This is a genomic window from Tessaracoccus sp. (assembly GCF_016714275.1).
Classification (GTDB): domain Bacteria; phylum Actinomycetota; class Actinomycetes; order Propionibacteriales; family Propionibacteriaceae; genus Arachnia.
This window is the reverse complement of record NZ_JADJNP010000004.1, coordinates 224,009-240,606: the sequence shown is the minus strand read 5'-3', so window position 1 is coordinate 240,606 and position 16,598 is coordinate 224,009. Positions and strand designations below refer to the sequence as shown.

Genomic DNA, 16,598 nt, shown 5'->3' with positions numbered 1-16,598 from the left:
CCTTCCAGGTGTTCCTGGACCCGCGTGGGCGAGCCGACCAACTCGTCGAGTGGTCTGTCACGTCGAAGGGTGCGGATCAGGACGGGGCGTCGAGCGGCATGAGCGAGGGGCGACTAGCGTCGGCGGCGGTGGGCCCACACGGCCGCCGCGATACCTCCGACGGCGAGCACCACGCCTCCGCCCAGCGCCCAGAACACGACGGCGGGGACACCGCCGCCGCTGACGTCCCCGACCGGGGAGGCTTCGCCTTTCGCAGGCGTGGCGCCCTGCGACGGGCTGGGGGTCGGGTCCGCGTTCGGCGTCGGCTTCACGGCGGACAGATCGTAGACCGGGCCCTCCTCGACGTCGCCGGGCGTGTCCACGGTGAAAGTGAAGGGGTACTGGAACGGGGCGTCGTCGTCGGGGTCGTTGGGGCCGAGGACGAAGTAGTAGAACCCGTCGAGACCATACTTCTCGGAGCCGTACCGCACCGGCTCCGTGCTGCCCGCGGCGAAGGACCCGGCGCTGCCGTCCCGGTGGCCGGTGTCCATCGTGTAGGCGCTGAGCTCGGCGAGGTCCGTGCGGACGGGGTCGTACCAGTTGCCGCGGATGTAGGTCCATTCCTTCGAGGTGGTGTTGTCGCGGTCGGCCAGATCGAGACGGTAGGAGAGGTGCTGGCCCCACGTCACCGGCACCTTGTAGAAGCGGAACTCGCCGGACACGACGGCGCTCTCGTAGGTCGTGCCAGGCACCAGCTCGACCGCCCGGTTGAAGGAGAGGCCACCTTCGATCGGGACCGTGGTCGACGAGTGGAGCGGTGCCTTCGCCGGCTTGCCGATCTCCGGCGCGGGAAGGCCCGTGGCGTCGGCCGGCGGCTCGAGGCGCAATAGGATCTCCGCCGTGGCGGGGGTGCGCTGGAACCGGCCCCCGAACCGGTGGATCCACAGGTGCGTCGGCGCCTCCGGGCACGTCGCGCTGTTCGCGACGGCGGTCGCCGGCGCGCCGATTGCCATGGTGGTGTTCATGTGCGCGTATCCGGTCGGTCCACATCGGCGGCCCTGCTCGTCGGAGAACGCGATGTGGACGTTCAGCGCGGCGCCACCATCCTCCTTGGTGCCGGGCGGCATCAGCATCGTGACGGCCGCGTGCGCCGTCCATCTCTCGGGGATCTCGACCGCGTAGTACTTCTCCGTGCCCTTCCCGATGTTGCCCTTGCCGCCCGTGGCGAACGTGTCGACGTACTGGCCGGGCTCGAGCAGCGGGGTCTCGACGACGACCGAGGGCGTGCCGGCCACCGGCGTCCCCTCGGCCTCGTAGGGCGCGATCGCGTGCTCCACCTGGGCCCGCAGCGACGTGGTCAGCGCGTCGGCGGAGTCCGCGTCGGAGTAGGTGCCGCCAGTGGCATCGGCGATGCAGGTGAGGTCCGCGCGCGCGGCGGGGCCGACTTTGAAGCCGACCGTGTGCACCGTGAGGTCGACGCCCTGCTTCGCGAGGTCCTCGGCCACCTCGCATGGCGGCGGAGGCGCACAGGTGTCCTGCCCGTCGCTGACCAGCACGATGGAGCGAGGTCCCTCGCTCGGCAGCTCGTCTGCCGCGTGCCGCAGCGCCGCGCCGATCGGGGTGTAGCCGGAGGCGGCGATCCCGTCGACGGTGCCGAGGAACGCGCGGTCATCGATCGGTCCTACGGGGACGAGGGTCTTCACGTCGGTGCAGCCCGCCACCTTCTCGGCCTTGCCGCTGCCCGTGCCGGTGCCGTAGACGACGAGCCCCACCTCCGCGCTGTCGGGCAGGTTGTCCACAAGGGAGCGGATGGCGCGCTTGGCCGCGTCGATCCGCGGACCGGGAGCATCGTCGTCGCGCATGGAGCCGGAGGCGTCGAGGATGATAACGGTCGGCACGGTCGACGGCGGCGCACTTGGTTCCGCGGAGGCGACGGCCGACGCGCCTGCGACGAACAGCATCGCCACGACGACCGATGCGGTGAGTCGCGCGGGAGGCATGTGCTGTTGTGACATCTGGTCTCTCCTCGGAGCAAAGGGGGACAGCTATTTACGGATGCAAACTAAGACGGGGTGTTCGCATATGCAAACATGCGGGGCGTGGGCCGTTCGGGACGGGCCGAGCGCTCGACCGAATCACGGTACAGTGACCCCCGTGACAAAGAGTGTTTACATTGCCTCGTCGGAGCGGCAAGTCGGTAAGTCTTCGATCGCCCTCGGTGTTGTCGACCTGTTCGCCCGCCAGGTCCGCTCCGTCGGCGTGTTCCGGCCGCTCGTGCAGTCGGTCGAGTCCGACGCCGTGACGGACGCCCTGCTGTCCCACAAGGGCGTCTCGCAGTCCTTCGCGTCCGCCGTCGGCGTGTCCTACACCGACTGGGCCGACGATCCCGCGCGCGCCCTCGACACCATCGTCGCCAAGTACAGCGCCCTCGTGGAGACCCGCGACGCCGTGGTCGTCCTCGGCTCCGACTACGAGGACGTGGACTCCTCGACCGAGCTGGCGCGCAACGCGAGCATCGCCTCCAACCTGAACGCGCCGCTGATCTTCGCGTGCCGCGCCGACGGCCGCACCGTCGACCAGGTGCGCCGCCTTGCGGAGGCCGCCATCGACACGCTCGAGGCGAACCACAACTCGGTCATCGGCATCGTCGCCACACACGCAGAGCCCGGCGACCGTGATGAGATCGCCGTCGCGCTCAAGACGGTGCGCGACGCCGTCGTGTCTGTGTGGCCGGACAACGCCATCCTGAACGCGCCGTCGGTCGGCACGCAGTTCGAGGCCGCGGGGGCGGTCCAGTGGCTGGGCCAGCCGGAGTTCCTCGAGCACGAGTCCCTCGCGACCATCGTCGCGGGCATGACCTTGCCGAACCTGCTCACGCGCCTGAAGCGTGAGGCCACTGTCGTCATGCCCGCTGACCGCCTCGACCTCCTCCCCGGCCTCGTCATGGCGCACGCGTCGCCCGAGTACGGCCCCTTGGCGGCGCTATTGCTGACCGGCGGCTTCGACATCCCGGAGTCGGTCTCGAAGCTGTTCGCCGAGTCCGTCATCGACCTACCGATCGCCATCACAAAGGCCGACACGTACCCGACGGCGGTCGCTCTCCAGGACGTGCGCGGCACGTCGACGGGATCGAAGCGCAAGATCGAGGTCTCGCGGGCGATGTTCTCCGAGTACGTCGACGAGCAGTCCCTGCTGGCCGCGATCGACCTTCCGCGTACCGAGATCCGCACGCCGACCATGTTCGAGTACCAGATCCAGCAGCAGGCCCGCTCTAACCGACAGCGGATCGTGCTTCCGGAGTCCACCGACGACCGCGTGCTCGAGGCGGCCGCCGCCGTGCTGCAGCGTTCCTTCGCCGACGTCATCCTGCTGGGCGACGCCGTGCGGATCAGTGCCCGCGCCACCGAGCTGGGCCTGAACCTCAGCGCCGCGAAGGTCGTAAACCCGGAGGACCCGAAGCTGCTCACCCAGTTCTCCGAGGAGTACGCCCGGCTGCGCGCTCACAAGGGCGTCACCATCGAGCAGGCCCGCGAGAAGCTGAAGGACCTCTCCTACTTCGGCACCATGATGGTCCACCTCGACCTCGCCGACGGCATGGTCTCCGGCGCCATCAACACCACCGCCAACACCATTCGCCCCTCCCTCGAGTTCATCAAGACCAAGCCGGGCGTCAAGGTGGTCTCCGGCTCGTTCCTGATGTGCATGAGCAACCGCGTCCTGGTCTATGCCGACTGCGCGGTCAACCCGGACCCGACGGCAGACCAGCTCGCCGACATCGCGATCAGCTCCGCGCGCACCGCCGAGTCGTTCGGGATCGAGCCGCGCGTCGCGATGCTGTCGTACTCGACGGGGACCTCGGGATTCGGTGCCGACGTCGACAAGGTCCGCGAGGCGACCGAGCTTGTCCGCGAGCGCGAGCCGGACCTCAAGGTGGAAGGCCCCATCCAGTTCGACGCCGCGGTCGACGAGGTCGTCGCGCGCCAGAAGATGCCGGGCTCTGAGGTCGCGGGCCGCGCGACGGTATTCATCTTCCCGGACCTCAACACGGGCAACAACACCTACAAGGCGGTCCAGCGCACCTCCGGCGCCGTCGCCATCGGCCCGATGCTGCAGGGCCTGCGCAAGCCGGTCAACGACCTGTCGCGCGGCGCGCTGGTCGATGACATCATCTCCACCGTCACCATCACCGCCATCCAGGCACAGGCCAACTGAGCTTCGCGGAAGGAAGCACCATGTCCCAGCCGATCCTCCTGCTCAACTGCGGGTCGTCGTCGATCAAGTACCAGCTCCTCGACCTCTCGGAGGCAGGTCCGCGCGCCGTGGGCATCGTGCAGCGGATCGGGCAGGGCATGTCTACGATCGACCATGAGGTCGGCGACCTGGAGTTCCGCGACGAGCGGCCGTTCGCGGACCACACCGAGGCCGTCGCCGCTGTCGTGAAGATGTTCGCGGATCACGGCCCCAGCCTCGACGACGTCGTCGCCGTCGGCCACCGCGTGGTGCACGGCGGCTCGACCTTCGTGGAGTCGGTGCTGATCAACGACGACGTGGTCGCGAAGCTCGTGGAGCTTTCCGGCCTCGCGCCGCTGCACAACCCGCCCGCGACCGCCGGCATCCGCGCCGCCGAGGCGGTGCTGCCGAACGTCCCGCACGTCGCCATCTTCGACACCGCGTTCTTCGCGACCCTGCCCGCGGAGGCCTACACCTACGCCATCGACACCGAGGTCACCGAGAAGTACGGCATCCGCAAGTACGGCTTCCACGGCACGTCGCACCGCTATGTGTCCCGCAAGGCGGCCGAGTTCCTCGGCCGCCCGATCGAGGACCTCAAGCTGATCGTCTGCCACCTCGGTAACGGTGCCTCCATCTCCGCGGTGGACGGCGGCGTCGCGGTCGAGACGTCGATGGGCCTCACCCCGCTGCAGGGCCTCGTCATGGGCACGCGTTCCGGCGACGTCGACCCCGGCCTGCACACGTTCCTCGTCCGCGAGGGTGGCTGGGACATCAGCGACGTCGACGCGATGCTGAACAAGCGCTCCGGCATGCTGGGCCTCTGCGGCTACACCGACATGCGCGACGTCGAGGCGCAGGCGGAGGCCGGCGACGAGCGGACGCAGCTCGCGCTCGACATCTACGTTCACCGCCTCGTCAGCTACATCGGCTCGTACTACGCGATCCTCGGCGGCCTCGACGCCATCGTCTTCACCGCTGGGGTCGGCGAGAACGCCTCGCACGTCCGCCGTCCGGTGCTCCAGCGCCTACGCCACCTGGGGATCGACATCGACGACGACGCGAACGCCGTCCGCTCGAAGGAGCCCCGCGCCATCTCGACGCCGGACTCCGCGGTCGCCGCGCTGGTCGTCCCGACGAATGAGGAGCTGGCGATGGCACAGGAGATCCTCGCCCTCATCTCGGCCTGACCTTCCCATCGCAGTTTGTCGCAACCCCACAACGGGCACCATGTCCCGTTGTGGGGTTCGCTTTTGGCCGACGGCACGCCCTGACACCGTCAGCGGACTGGCCTAAAGGTGGCGTACCTTATACGGCATGGCTTCAGCTTTGATCACGGGCGGCACGTCCGGCATCGGTCACGCGTTCGCGGTCGAGTTCGCCAGCCGCGGCACGGACCTGATTCTCGTCGCTCGGGATGCTGAACGCCTGGAGCGCATCGCGGCAGAGCTGCGGGAGACGCACGGCGTCGAGGTCGAGACCATCTCCGCGGATCTTTCGGTCCGCGACGACGTCATGCGCGTCGCCGACCGCATCGAGGATTCGGCCCGGCCCATCGACTGGCTGATCAACAACGCGGGCTTCGGCCTCCACTCCACGGTCCTCGACCGCAGCGAGATCGACATCCAGGCCAAGGCGTTCGACGTCATGTGTCTCGCGGTCCTGATCCTCGGTGGCGCGGCGGGACGAGCGATGAGGGCGCAGGGCAGCGGCAGGATCGTCAACGTGGCGTCGACGTCGGCGGCGATCTACACGGGGAACTACTCAGCGGTCAAGGCGTGGGCGCGGACATATTCGACGGCGCTGCAGCTCGAACTGCGCGGCAGCGGCGTCACCGTTACGGGCCTGCTGCCGGGCTGGGTGCGCACCGAGTTCCACGACCGGGCGGGCATCAACGCGAGCAAGCTGCCAGGCTTCGTTTGGATCGACGCCGACAAGCTCGTCCGCGCCTGCATCGCCGACGCCGAGAAGGGCAAGATCGAGTCCATCCCGGACGTGAAGTGGAAGATCGCTATGTTCATCGGCGACCACGGCCCGCGTGGGCTGGCCCGCCTCGTTTCCCGCAAGCTCACCGCGTCGCGGAAGAAGCACTGAGTTGGCCGACGAGTCGAACACCCGCTACACGTCGAAGCTCCAAGCGACGACGCGGCAGACCGCACAGCTCCTCCTTCTGAAGCCGGCGCTGCAACGCCTGCTCAAGATCCACGTGCATGGCCTCGCGAACCTCGACGGCCTGGAGGGCGCCTTCGCGGTGTTCTCGAATCACTCGTCGCACCTCGACGCGCCGCTCATCCTGTGCTCGCTCCCTGGCCGCCTCTCCAAGTACGTGGCCACCGGCGCGGCCGGCGACCACTTCTACAACAACTGGCTTCAGGCCAGCGCGATGAACCTCTTCATGAACGCGTTCGCGATCGACCGCGGCAAAGGCGGCAAGGGCAAGCGCGGCATGGCTTCGCGGCTCCTCGACGACGGCGTGCCGATCCTCATCTTCCCCGAGGGCACTCGGTCCCGGCACGGGGCGATGGGTCCGTTCAACCCCGGCGTCGCGTCCATGTGCATCTCCCGCGGCGTGCCCGCGCTGCCCATCGGCATCGTCGGAGCGTACGAGGCGTGGCCGTCGAAGCAGAAGCATCTGCCGAAGGGCCGGCCCGAGGTGCACGTGGTGTTCGGGCGCCCGATGACGCCGTACCCGGGCGAGATCGCGCACGAGTTCAACGAGCGGATGCGCCGCCAGGTGCTGCAGCTCCACGACACGACGGCGCGGGCCTACGGCAAGAAGACGTTGGCCGAGTACGAACGAACCGATGCCCTTGAGCGGGCGAAGAAGACCGAGATTGCCGCCCTGGTTGAAGATGCCAAGGAGCAGGCAGACAAGCAGGAGGACCGATGATCGAGGGCGTCAAGCAACAGAAGTGGTGGGGATGGGGCGAAGAGGGCCACGCCTACCGCTACGAGGACAAGCCCAAGTTCGCGCCGTTCGTGCAGCGGCTGGTCGGCGTCGACATCACCAAGCCGGTGCAGTCCGTGCCGCCGTTCTCCTCGCTGCAGATCCCGCCGTCGCAGCTGAGCGACGAACTGCACACGCAGCTGGATGAGATCCTCGGCGCCAAGTATGTGCAGACCGACGACGAGACGCGCGTGGTGCACGCCTTCGGCAAGGGCGTCCGCGACCTGGTGCGCGTCCGCCGCGGCGACCTCGGCCGCCTGCCGGACGTCGTCCTCTACCCCGGCACGCAGGGCGAGGTCGAGCGCGTCGTGGACGTCGTCCTGGCCGCCGACGCCGTGCTCATTCCGTTCGGCGGCGGCTCGAACATCGTCGCCGCCCTCGAAGCGGAGCCCGGCGAGATCCGACAGGTGATCTCGATGAACATGGGCCGCCTGAACAAGGTGCTGGAGATCGACGAGCAGTCCGGTCTCGCGCACATCCAGGCCGGCGTGTTCGGCCCGGACATGGAGGACCAGCTGCAGGCTCGCGGCTGGACCATGGGCCACCACCCGGACTCGTTCGTGTGGTCGACGCTGGGTGGCTGGATCGCCACCCGCTCTTCGGGCATGCAGTCCGACAAGTACGGCGACATCGCCGACATCTGCCGCGGCCTCACCATGGTCATGCCCGGCCAGGTACTGGAGTTGCGGCCGCTGCCGTCGACCTCGTCCGGTCCTTCGGTGCGGGAGATGGTTCTGGGGTCCGAGGGTCGGCTGGGCGTGATCACGTCCGCGTGGGTGAATGTGCACCGCCTGCCGGAGGTGCGCGAGCTCCAGGCGTACTTCTTCGAGAACTACGAGGCGGGCCTGAAGGCGTGTGAGCAGATCGTCGCCTCCGACGCCGCGGTGATGATGGCGCGCGTATCCGACGCCGTCGAAACGCAGTACATCATGGCCAACGGCAAGAAGTCGGGCCGTATCGGGTCGCTGGCGAGCAAGGCCATCCAGAAGCTGATGGAGCAGAAGAAGTGGGATCTGGAGCAGATCGCCATGAGCTTCATCGGCTTCGAGGGCAGCGCCAACCACGTGCGCTACGAGAAGGGGCTCGTCGGCAAAATCGTCCGGGCCAACGGCGGCATCTCGGTCGGCAAGGGCCCGGGCACGTTGTACGACCAGAAGAAGTACGACACCCCCTACCTGCGCGACTTCATGCTCGACCGCGGCCTCGTCGCGGACGTGTCCGAGACGACGACGCCGTGGAAGTACGCCGCGGAGATCCACAGCAAGACCGTGGCAGCCTTCCACAAGAAGCTCGACGAGCTGGGCGTGCGCGGCGTCGTCTTCTGCCACCTGAGCCACTCGTACCACTCGGGTGCGTGCCAGTACTTCACGTTCGCGATCGCCGACGACTCCGAGCACAACCTGGACACCTACGACGCGGCCAAGCGCGTGATCCAGCAGTCGTTCATGGACAACCACGGGACGGTCTCACACCACCACGGCGTCGGCGAGGAGCACAGCCCCTGGCTGGACCAGGACATCTCCCCTGCGGGCGTGTTTATCCAAAAGAAGCTGTTCGAGGGCGTCGACCCGGGCAACAACCTGAACCCCGGCAAGATCATCCACGACGGCGCCCCCGGCATCTCGTCGAACTCCTCCGACGCCTGACCTCCTCAGGAATACCCTCACAAAGAAAGAGCGGACTCTCTGAGGGTTACCAGGTGGCGGCGCTTCACATCTACTTCACACACAGCTTAACACCTGTTATGTTATGTGTGAAACAGATGTGAAGCTGGGAGCGACATGGACGAGGACGAACTGACGCGGCTCGTTGACGAGCTGCGCGTCATCGGGACGGATGGGCAGCGGGTTGAAGTCAAGTCCGGCATCGGCAAGGCGATCCTGCCCACCCTCTCGTCCTTCTCGAACACCGCCGGCGGGCTCATCGTAGTTGGCCTCGCCGAGACCTCCGGGTTTGCCCCCGTGCCGGGATTCAACGCCGACGCTGCACGTGACGAGTTCCTGTCGCGCTGCCAGCAGCTGATCCCGGCAGTGCGACCGGAGGTGTCTCTCGTCCCGTTCGAGGGTGCCGTTGTCCTCGTCGCTCGGATTCCCGAGTTGCTCCCCCGCGACAAGCCGTGCTTCATCGAGACGCAGGGCCGCTACCGCGGAAGCTATCTCCGAATGGGCGACGGCGACCAAGCGTTGGAGATGTATGAGGTCGACCGACTGATCGAGGAACACTCCCAGCCCGTGTGGGACGAGGAGCCCGTCGGGCAGGCGGGTCTCGACGACCTTGATGCAGCTGCCCTCGGCACGTTCCTCGCGGTGCAGCGGCAGCGCTATCCGCGAACGTTCAACCAAGGAGACTCGCGAGCGCTGGAGCGTCTACGCGTGACCATCGACGACTCGCCGACCCTGGCCGCGGTACTCGCACTCGGTGAATACCCGCAGGAGTTCTTCCCGCGTCTGACGGTGACCTTCGCCCACTTCCCGGGAACGGGCCGCGGAGATGTGGCGGAGGGGTTGCGACTGCTCCACTCACAGACGCTGGCCGGCGCCATCCCCGATCTGATCGAAGAGTCGATCGGGCTGGTGGCGCGCAACATGAACACGGGCGCGCTCATCGACGGCCCGTTCCGCCACGACCTGCCCGACTACCCGCTTCCCGCGGTCCGCGAGGCGGTGGTGAATGCGCTGATGCACAGGGACTATTCCCCCCTGGCTCGCGGGACCCAGGTACAGGTCAACATGTTCGTCGACCGCTTGGAGATCACGAGCCCCGGCGGGCTCTACGGCACGGTGACCACACGCTCCCTCCACGGGCACACTGGCCTCAGCTCCAGCCGAAACCAGCGCCTGGCAACGCTCCTCGAGACGGTGCGGCTTCCGGGCGGCGGAATGGTTGCCGAGAACCGCGGAACGGGATTCGCGGTCATCCACGACGCGCTGAACAAGGCGATGATGCCACCTGTCGAGATCCGAAACGAGCTGTCCAGTTTCACCGTCGTGTTCCGGCGGCATCGCGTCTCCGCGACCGAGAACCGCGGCACAGCGCGAGAACAGATCAACAGTCTGCTCTCCGAACGCGAGTCCGCGAGCACCTCCGAACTCATGAAGGTGACGGGACTGAGCCGCTCTGCCGTCCTGAACGCCGTCAACGCCCTCATTACGGACGGCGAGGTCGAGCCCATGGAACCAGGGCGCAGCCCACGCCAACGGTACCGTCGCATGAGATAACCTCACACTTACTTCACACTTGTTTTGCTATGTGTGAAGTCAAGTGTGAAGCTGGGTCGCCCGCGCGGGTCGGACCGCCTCAAGCGTCTCAGGCCCAGGCCGCGAGCAGGTCGTCGGCCGTCCAGACCTGAGCTAGCCGCTCGTCGTCCGCGCCCGCCGGGCAGACTCCGACGAGCGGAGTGCCGACGCCGACGCCCGGGGCCTTGACGGTGTCCGCGGCGAGCGCCGACACCTCCCTGGTCGTGATGGGGCGCGCTCTCTCGCCACTTGAGCGTTCCGACGAAGGCGACGTCGTTGGCCGGCCGCGCATCCGCCGCCACGAGGTCGATCTCCGGGGTGTTGTTCCGTGGCCACCGGCCACCGATCTGTCGCGCCGCCGGCCAGCGTTCGTCTGGCACGACCATCACAAAGAACAGTAGACTTTTGATGGTTAGAAGCCCTCCGTCCTACCTAATGCTCGGTCAGGACGAACGTGAGGTCGGTGTCCGCGTCGGCAGCGGGGCGGCCGTCGTCGTCCAGGACCTCAAGGACCCGCAAGCCTGCGCGCTCGGAGAGCGAGGCGAAGCCCTCACGGGTGTGCCAATGCAGCTCCCAGACGCGGTCGAGGGTCTCGGTGGCGCCGTCGCGGGTGCGGGCGTAGCGCAGCAGCGTGCGCTACGTGCGGGCCGCCTCGTCGCGGTCCTGCGAGAGGAAGGAGACGCTGATCCGATCGCCACGCTCATCAACGGCCTCTCGCGTCATGCCGACCTCGTCCGGGGCCAGCGGCTCGGGAACGAACAGCGGGATCCACGCAACCCCGCCGGGCGCGAGGTGCTCCGCGATGCGGCTCAGCGCCCGCAGGACGGTCGCGTCGTCGGTGAGCAGGTTGACTGTGGGGCCTGCGAGGAAGATCAGCGGGAACCAACGCCCCAGGCTCAGGTCCTCCATCCGCTGCGCGTGCAGGGTCACGTCGACCCCGGCCGCGTGCGCCTTTGCGCGGCAGACCTTGAGGATGTCGGGCGACGAGTCGACGCCCTCGACGTCGAGGCCCGCGCGCCGCAGGACGATCAACGGGTCCCCGCCGCCGCAGCCGAGCTCCAGGGCGGGCTCGCCGAAACGCCGGACGAGAGCGATGTACTCCGCCGGGTCCGGCGCCGACCCGCGCAGCGGCTCATACAGTTCCGCCACCAGTCCCGTGTAGAAGTCCGCAGCCTCCATGGCGACTCCTCTCTCGCTGCAGCCATCCTTCCAGGCCTTCACGACAACGACCATGGAGTTTTGACGCATAGTCGGGCCCGCTGTGCCCAATCGGGCACAGGAAGGCCAACCGTGCGTCAAAACTCCATGTCTGCCGAGTAGCCCTCCCTCTGGGCGCCGGTAGGCTCTGGGAATGCTCACCGTCTTGTCGCCCGCGAAGTCGCTGGACTTCGAGTCCCCGCTCACCACGAGGAAGCGCACGGAGCCTCGGCTGATGGACGAGTCCGCGAAGCTGATCGACGTCATGCGGGCCAAGACCCCCGCCGACATCTCGCGCCTCATGCACATCTCCGACGAGCTGGCCCATCTCAACGCGACCAGGTACGCCCAGTTCGACCCTGAGCACACGCTTAAGAACGCGCGCCAGGCGATCCTCGCGTTCAACGGTGACGTCTACCTGGGCATGGAGGCGCGCACGTTCGACGCCCGTGACCTGACCGAGGCGCAGAAGACCGTCCGTATCCTGTCTGGCCTGTACGGGCTGCTGCGCCCGCTCGACCTGATCCAGCCGTACCGCCTGGAGATGGGCACCCGCCTGGAGACCGAGCGCGGATCGTCGCTCTACGACTGGTGGGGCACGGAGGTGACCGACCTCGTCGCCGAGGATCTGGCCGCGTCCCCCGGCACCGACGTGCTGGTGAACCTGGCCAGCGTCGAGTACTCGACGGTGCTCGACCAGGATCGGCTCGGGGCCCGTGTCGTCGCACCCCGGTTCGAGGACGTCGACGCCAAGGGCGTGCCCCGCGTCGTCAGCTTCTTCGCCAAGCGTGCCCGTGGCGCCATGGCGGCCTGGCTCGTGCGCCACCGTGTGCGCACGCCGGGGAAGATCGCGGACTTCGACGGCCTCGGCTACCGCTACGACGAGGCCCGCTCGACGAAGGACCGCCCCGTCTTCGTCCGCGCCAGGGCAGCCGCCTGACAATCCGTCCGAATCCCCCACTCTTGGGGGGACTGCGGCCGGCGGTGCGGTCGCCACGAGCGTCTAGGGTGGAACGGAGCCCGCACCGCGTGCCCCGGAAGGAAACGACGATGATCCATTACGCACTCCCCACCAACGCAGACCTGCGCGAACTCGGCACCCCGCGCGCCGACGCGCTGTCGATCTACCTGGCGACCGAGCCGACCCCCGCGGGGCGCGACCTCGCCCACACGACAGCCAAGAGCGCCGTCGACGAGGCGATCCGGTCGTTGCGCGCCGCCGGGCGCAGCCATGCCGAGCAGGAGTGGCTGCGCACGCAATGGGATGTCGTTGCCGAGGACAGCGAACTATGGGGCAACCTTGCCAGTTCCCTGGTGATCTTCATCGCACCCGACTTCATCGACGAGTACGTGCTCCCGAATGCGCTCGAGGCCCACACCCACCTGGGCACCCGGTTCGACCTGGGCCCCCTCATCCGCGCGGTGACGACGCCGCAGGGCGCCTTCGCGCTCACGCTCTCGGCCAACGGCTGGAACCTGTGGGAGGCGACCGAGTCGTCCCGCGCCACGGAGTTCCCGCTGACGGGCGAGTACGCCGAGGACGCCGCCGAGGCCACCAACAGGATGAGCATCCGCGGCAGGAAGCTATTGCGCAGACTCGGCGGCGACGAGGGCCAGAAGGTGCTGCTCGACCGTTACGCGCAGGTGGTCGCGGGAGCGGTACGCGACGAGCTCGCGCCCCTCGACCCGTCCGGCGCTGTGCCGATCTTCGTCTTCGCGAACGAGCCGCTCGCCTCGATGGTCGTCGCACACGGGCTGCCCGGGGAGGTGGTCGTCGTGCGCGGCGCCGCCGACGAGCTGCGGCCCGACCAGATCGACGAGGCCATCCGCGAGCGCATCGGCGAGATTACCGCGCGCCGGCTGAGCGCGGCCGCCGACAAGATCGGCGACGGCTTTGCCGCGGGCTTGGCGGGCACGGACGTGGCGCAGGTCGCCCGCGCGGCCGCGATGGGCGCCGTCGGCACCCTCTACTACGACATGACCGCCGACATCCACGGCACTCTCGACCCCGACACCGGCGCCATCGCGTTCGACGACGACGGCGAGGACCTGCTCGCCGCCATCGCGCTGCTGGTGCTGGCCAACGGCGGCACCGTGCACGCGGTGCGCCCAGGCGAGATCGATGCCGAGATCTGGAACGGCCGCCTTCTCGCCGGCCTGCGTCGCGCCCTGATCTGACTAGTGGTCTGGGCGTCACGGCGTGGGCGGGCAGCCAGGTGATCGAGCGCGCGGGGCGGGAGCGCACGGTGCTGCTGGTGGTCGTCGGCCTGCTCGTCGCCGTCGTGACGGCCTTCGTCAGCGTCAACGGCGCCGTCGCTGCCCTCATCCCGATGGTCGTCGTGGTCTCGATGCGGGCGAAGATTCCGCCGTCGCAGATGCTCGTGCCGCTGGCCTTCGCCGCGCACGCAGGCTCGCTGCTGGCCCTGACCGGAACCCCCGTGAACATCATCGTCAGCGAGCTCGCCCAGGGCGCGGGCGGGCGGCCGTTCGGCTTCTTCGAGTTCGGGTTCGTCGGCGTTCCCCTCCTGATCGGCACGCTGGGCCTGACGCTACTCTTCGGGAAGCACCTGCTCCCCCACCGCACCCCTGACGAGCTCCCGACGGACCTGTCCGCCCACACCGTCATCCTGCGGCGGCAGTACGACCTGCCCGCCGGGATCTCGTTGACGACCCCCGAGCACGGGATCGCGGAGGTCACCGTCGCGCCGCGGTCCAACCTGATCGGGATGCACCTCTTCCCCGGCATGAGCACGCCCAGTGGCGACCTCGTCGTCATCGGCCTGCAGCGCGGCGGCACCGACCTGACCGGCACAAAGTCGAAGCTGCAGGCAGGACACACGCTGTTGGTGAGCGGCGCGTGGGACGACCTGGAGCGCCACACGTCCGGCTCCGGCGATGTCCTTGTCGTCACCCCGCCCGCCGAGCTGCGGCGCGGCGTCCCGCTCGGCGAGGGCGCGAAGCGTTCGATCCTCGTCCTCATCGGCATGGTCGCCGCGCTGGCGACCGGCCTGCTGCCCGCCGCGATCGCGGGTCTGATCGCGGTCATGGCGCTGGTCCTGCTGCGGGTGGTGTCGCCGGTCCAGGCCTACCGCAGCATCTCGTGGACGACGGTGGTGCTTGTGGCCGGCATGATCCCGCTCTCGACCGCGTTCGTGACCACGGGCACCGCCGACATGCTCGCCGACATGCTGCTCAGCCTCACCGGCGGCGCGTCGCCGAGGATCGCGCTGCTCGCCATCTGCGTGCTCACCATGGTGCTGGGGCAGCTCATCTCGAACACGGCGACGGTGCTGGTCGTGGCTCCTGTGGCGATCGCGGTCGCAACCGACCTCCAGGTCTCCGTGCTGCCGTTCATGATGGCCCTCACGGTCGCCGGCGCGGCGGCGTTCCTGACCCCCGTGGCGACGCCCGCCAACACGATGGTGATGGAGCCGGGCGCGTACCGGTTCGGCGATTACTGGAAGCTCGGGCTGCCGCTGCTGCTGATGTACCTCGTCGCCGCGGTGTTCTGGGTGCCGGTGCTCTTGCCGTTCTGACGCTCATCCGCGAGAGCGGCGCGTCGGAACCGTCCTCCTAGTGCCCCGCATCGGAAGGACGCAGGACACTAGTGGCCCGTCGCGCCCAAATGCGCGGGTACGCGACGCCACGCGGGCGATTGACGTCGTTGTCGTCGGTCGACGTAGTGCCCCGCTATGACTCCCTCCTCCGCCTTGTCACTCATCCCGCCTGACGCCCCGTCCTGATCCGCACCTTTAGGCGCGACAGGCCACTAGAACGAGGTGAGCATCCACATGATGAACCCGAAGTAGGCGATCCAGAACACGATCCCCAGCGCGACGCCGACGATGCTGATGATCCCGAACACCTTGCCGAGCAGGTAGCCCGTCTTCAGGTTGCCTTCCCAGCGATAGGGCGCGCCCCCCTGGATCTCCTTGCGGGCCTGACCTCCCATGTACCAGGCGATGAACGCGGGGATGCCGGTGAAGATGCCGACGATGCCCAGGATGAAGACGATCTGGGCCTGCGGATGCTCTCCCAACGCGTAGGGGTTGCCCTGGTATCCGCCGTAGCCGTACGGGATCGACGGCGCGGGCGCCAGATCCTGCGGGTACGGTGCGGACGCGCCGTACGGTGTCGGGGCCGGTCTCCCGTTCCCGTACGGGTCTGCATAGGTCGGGGCCGACGGCGCGGCCTCGGGCGGGGGCGCGAAGGATGTCGTCGGCTCGTCGTCGAGCCGACGCGTGTGCTCCCACGCGGCCTGGTTCTCCTGGCCGCCCGTGAAGTCCGGGTACTGCCCCATGACGCTCCCTCGTCGTGTCGGTCACTCTAGTGGTGCGTCTCAGTATTGAGGCACCATTTGACGACGCCGGATGCGGCGCCTCGCTTCGTTCTCCTCAGTCGCGGGACCGCCACGTAGCACTCCTTCGTCGGCCTTGCGATGCATCCACCCCGCTCGCCGCCAAACGGCACCCCAATACTGGGACACACCACCAGTGTCGCACCTGGAGCAAGAAGGCGGACAGAGGCCCGGCTGTCCGCCGGGCCCCTGTCACATGATCGAGTGGTGTCGGCTCAGGAAGGGACGACCATCATGAGCGGGATCAAGATCGCCCAGAACAGGATGCCGAGCACGACGCCGACGATCTGCAGGATGCCGAAGACCTTGCCCAGCAGATAGCCGGTCTTGAGCTTGCCCTCGAACGCGTACGGCGCGCCGGCCGCGATCTCCTTCTTGGCCTGGCCACCGAGGTACCACGCGATGAAGGGGACGATGGTGACGAAGATACCGACGATGCCCAGGATGAACACCGTCTGGGCCTGCGGGTGCTCCGCCGGGGCCTGGTAGCCGTAAGACGCCTGCGCGTATGCGGGCGGCTGGCCGTACGAGGCCTGTTGGCCGTAGCCGTATTCGGGGGTCTCCGAGACCTCGGGCTGGCCGTAGCTGTACTCAGGCTGGGCCGTCTGCTGCGGGTCGGGCTGACCGTGTTCGGGCTGGGACATGGTTCTTT

14 protein-coding genes are annotated in these 16,598 nt (G+C 68.2%); 9 read left to right on the top strand and 5 right to left on the bottom strand.

Going from position 1 to position 16,598, the window contains the following annotated elements:
- Positions 1–113: 113 nt before the first annotated feature.
- Entirely contained in the window at positions 114–1,994 is a 1,881-nt protein-coding gene (locus tag IPJ61_RS15265; RefSeq protein WP_297109397.1) for a vWA domain-containing protein, read from the bottom strand.
- A 139-nt stretch (positions 1,995–2,133) separates the two neighbouring features.
- Here IPJ61_RS15265 and pta point away from each other — a divergent pair, with 139 nt between their 5' ends.
- From pta to IPJ61_RS15235, 6 genes are all read left to right on the top strand, one after another.
- Entirely contained in the window at positions 2,134–4,191 is a 2,058-nt protein-coding gene (gene pta, locus IPJ61_RS15260; protein WP_297109394.1) for a phosphate acetyltransferase, read from the top strand.
- 20 nt (positions 4,192–4,211) lie between these two features.
- On the top strand, positions 4,212–5,399 hold the full coding sequence (locus IPJ61_RS15255) for an acetate/propionate family kinase (protein ID WP_297109390.1): 1,188 nt from the start codon (positions 4,212–4,214) through the stop codon (positions 5,397–5,399).
- Positions 5,400–5,526: 127 nt separating this feature from the next.
- Complete coding sequence (locus tag IPJ61_RS15250) at positions 5,527–6,303, top strand: SDR family NAD(P)-dependent oxidoreductase (RefSeq protein ID WP_297109387.1); 777 nt, start codon at positions 5,527–5,529, stop codon at positions 6,301–6,303.
- A gap of 1 nt (position 6,304) precedes the next feature.
- A complete protein-coding gene (locus IPJ61_RS15245) occupies positions 6,305–7,099 on the top strand; it encodes a lysophospholipid acyltransferase family protein (protein ID WP_297109384.1) in 795 nt (264 codons plus the stop codon).
- A complete protein-coding gene (locus IPJ61_RS15240; RefSeq protein ID WP_297109381.1) occupies positions 7,096–8,802 on the top strand; it encodes an FAD-binding oxidoreductase in 1,707 nt (568 codons plus the stop codon). Before IPJ61_RS15245 ends, IPJ61_RS15240 begins: the two co-directional genes overlap by 4 nt.
- 135 nt (positions 8,803–8,937) lie before the next feature.
- Positions 8,938–10,374, top strand: coding sequence for an ATP-binding protein (locus IPJ61_RS15235; RefSeq protein ID WP_297109378.1), 1,437 nt, complete (start codon positions 8,938–8,940; stop codon positions 10,372–10,374).
- 88 nt (positions 10,375–10,462) lie between these two features.
- Here the strand turns inward: IPJ61_RS15235 and IPJ61_RS15230 are convergent, their stop codons facing one another.
- Together IPJ61_RS15230 and IPJ61_RS15225 are read right to left on the bottom strand one after the other, a co-directional pair.
- Positions 10,463–10,606 (bottom strand): hypothetical protein, encoded by a 144-nt coding sequence (locus tag IPJ61_RS15230; protein WP_297109375.1) that lies wholly within the window; start codon positions 10,604–10,606, stop codon positions 10,463–10,465.
- Between the two features lie 422 nt (positions 10,607–11,028).
- Positions 11,029–11,571: a class I SAM-dependent methyltransferase gene (locus IPJ61_RS15225; protein ID WP_297109372.1), complete on the bottom strand. Its 543-nt coding sequence runs from the start codon at positions 11,569–11,571 to the stop codon at positions 11,029–11,031.
- A gap of 172 nt (positions 11,572–11,743) precedes the next feature.
- Between IPJ61_RS15225 and yaaA the strand changes: the two genes are divergently transcribed.
- The 3 genes from yaaA (at position 11,744) to IPJ61_RS15210 (ending at position 15,125) form a co-directional block, all read left to right on the top strand.
- The gene (gene yaaA / locus IPJ61_RS15220) at positions 11,744–12,529 is read left to right on the top strand and encodes a peroxide stress protein YaaA (RefSeq protein ID WP_297109369.1); all 786 of its coding nucleotides are present in this window, start codon (positions 11,744–11,746) and stop codon (positions 12,527–12,529) included.
- Between the two features lie 110 nt (positions 12,530–12,639).
- The gene (locus IPJ61_RS15215; RefSeq protein ID WP_297109366.1) at positions 12,640–13,767 is read left to right on the top strand and encodes a baeRF11 domain-containing protein; all 1,128 of its coding nucleotides are present in this window, start codon (positions 12,640–12,642) and stop codon (positions 13,765–13,767) included.
- Complete coding sequence (locus tag IPJ61_RS15210; RefSeq protein ID WP_297110966.1) at positions 13,722–15,125, top strand: SLC13 family permease; 1,404 nt, start codon at positions 13,722–13,724, stop codon at positions 15,123–15,125. Before IPJ61_RS15215 ends, IPJ61_RS15210 begins: the two co-directional genes overlap by 46 nt.
- Positions 15,126–15,358: 233 nt before the next feature.
- Here the strand turns inward: IPJ61_RS15210 and IPJ61_RS15205 are convergent, their stop codons facing one another.
- Together IPJ61_RS15205 and IPJ61_RS15200 are read right to left on the bottom strand one after the other, a co-directional pair.
- A complete protein-coding gene (locus IPJ61_RS15205) occupies positions 15,359–15,889 on the bottom strand; it encodes a hypothetical protein (protein ID WP_297109363.1) in 531 nt (176 codons plus the stop codon).
- 272 nt (positions 15,890–16,161) lie between these two features.
- Entirely contained in the window at positions 16,162–16,590 is a 429-nt protein-coding gene (locus tag IPJ61_RS15200) for a hypothetical protein (protein ID WP_297109361.1), read from the bottom strand.
- Positions 16,591–16,598 lie beyond the last annotated feature (8 nt).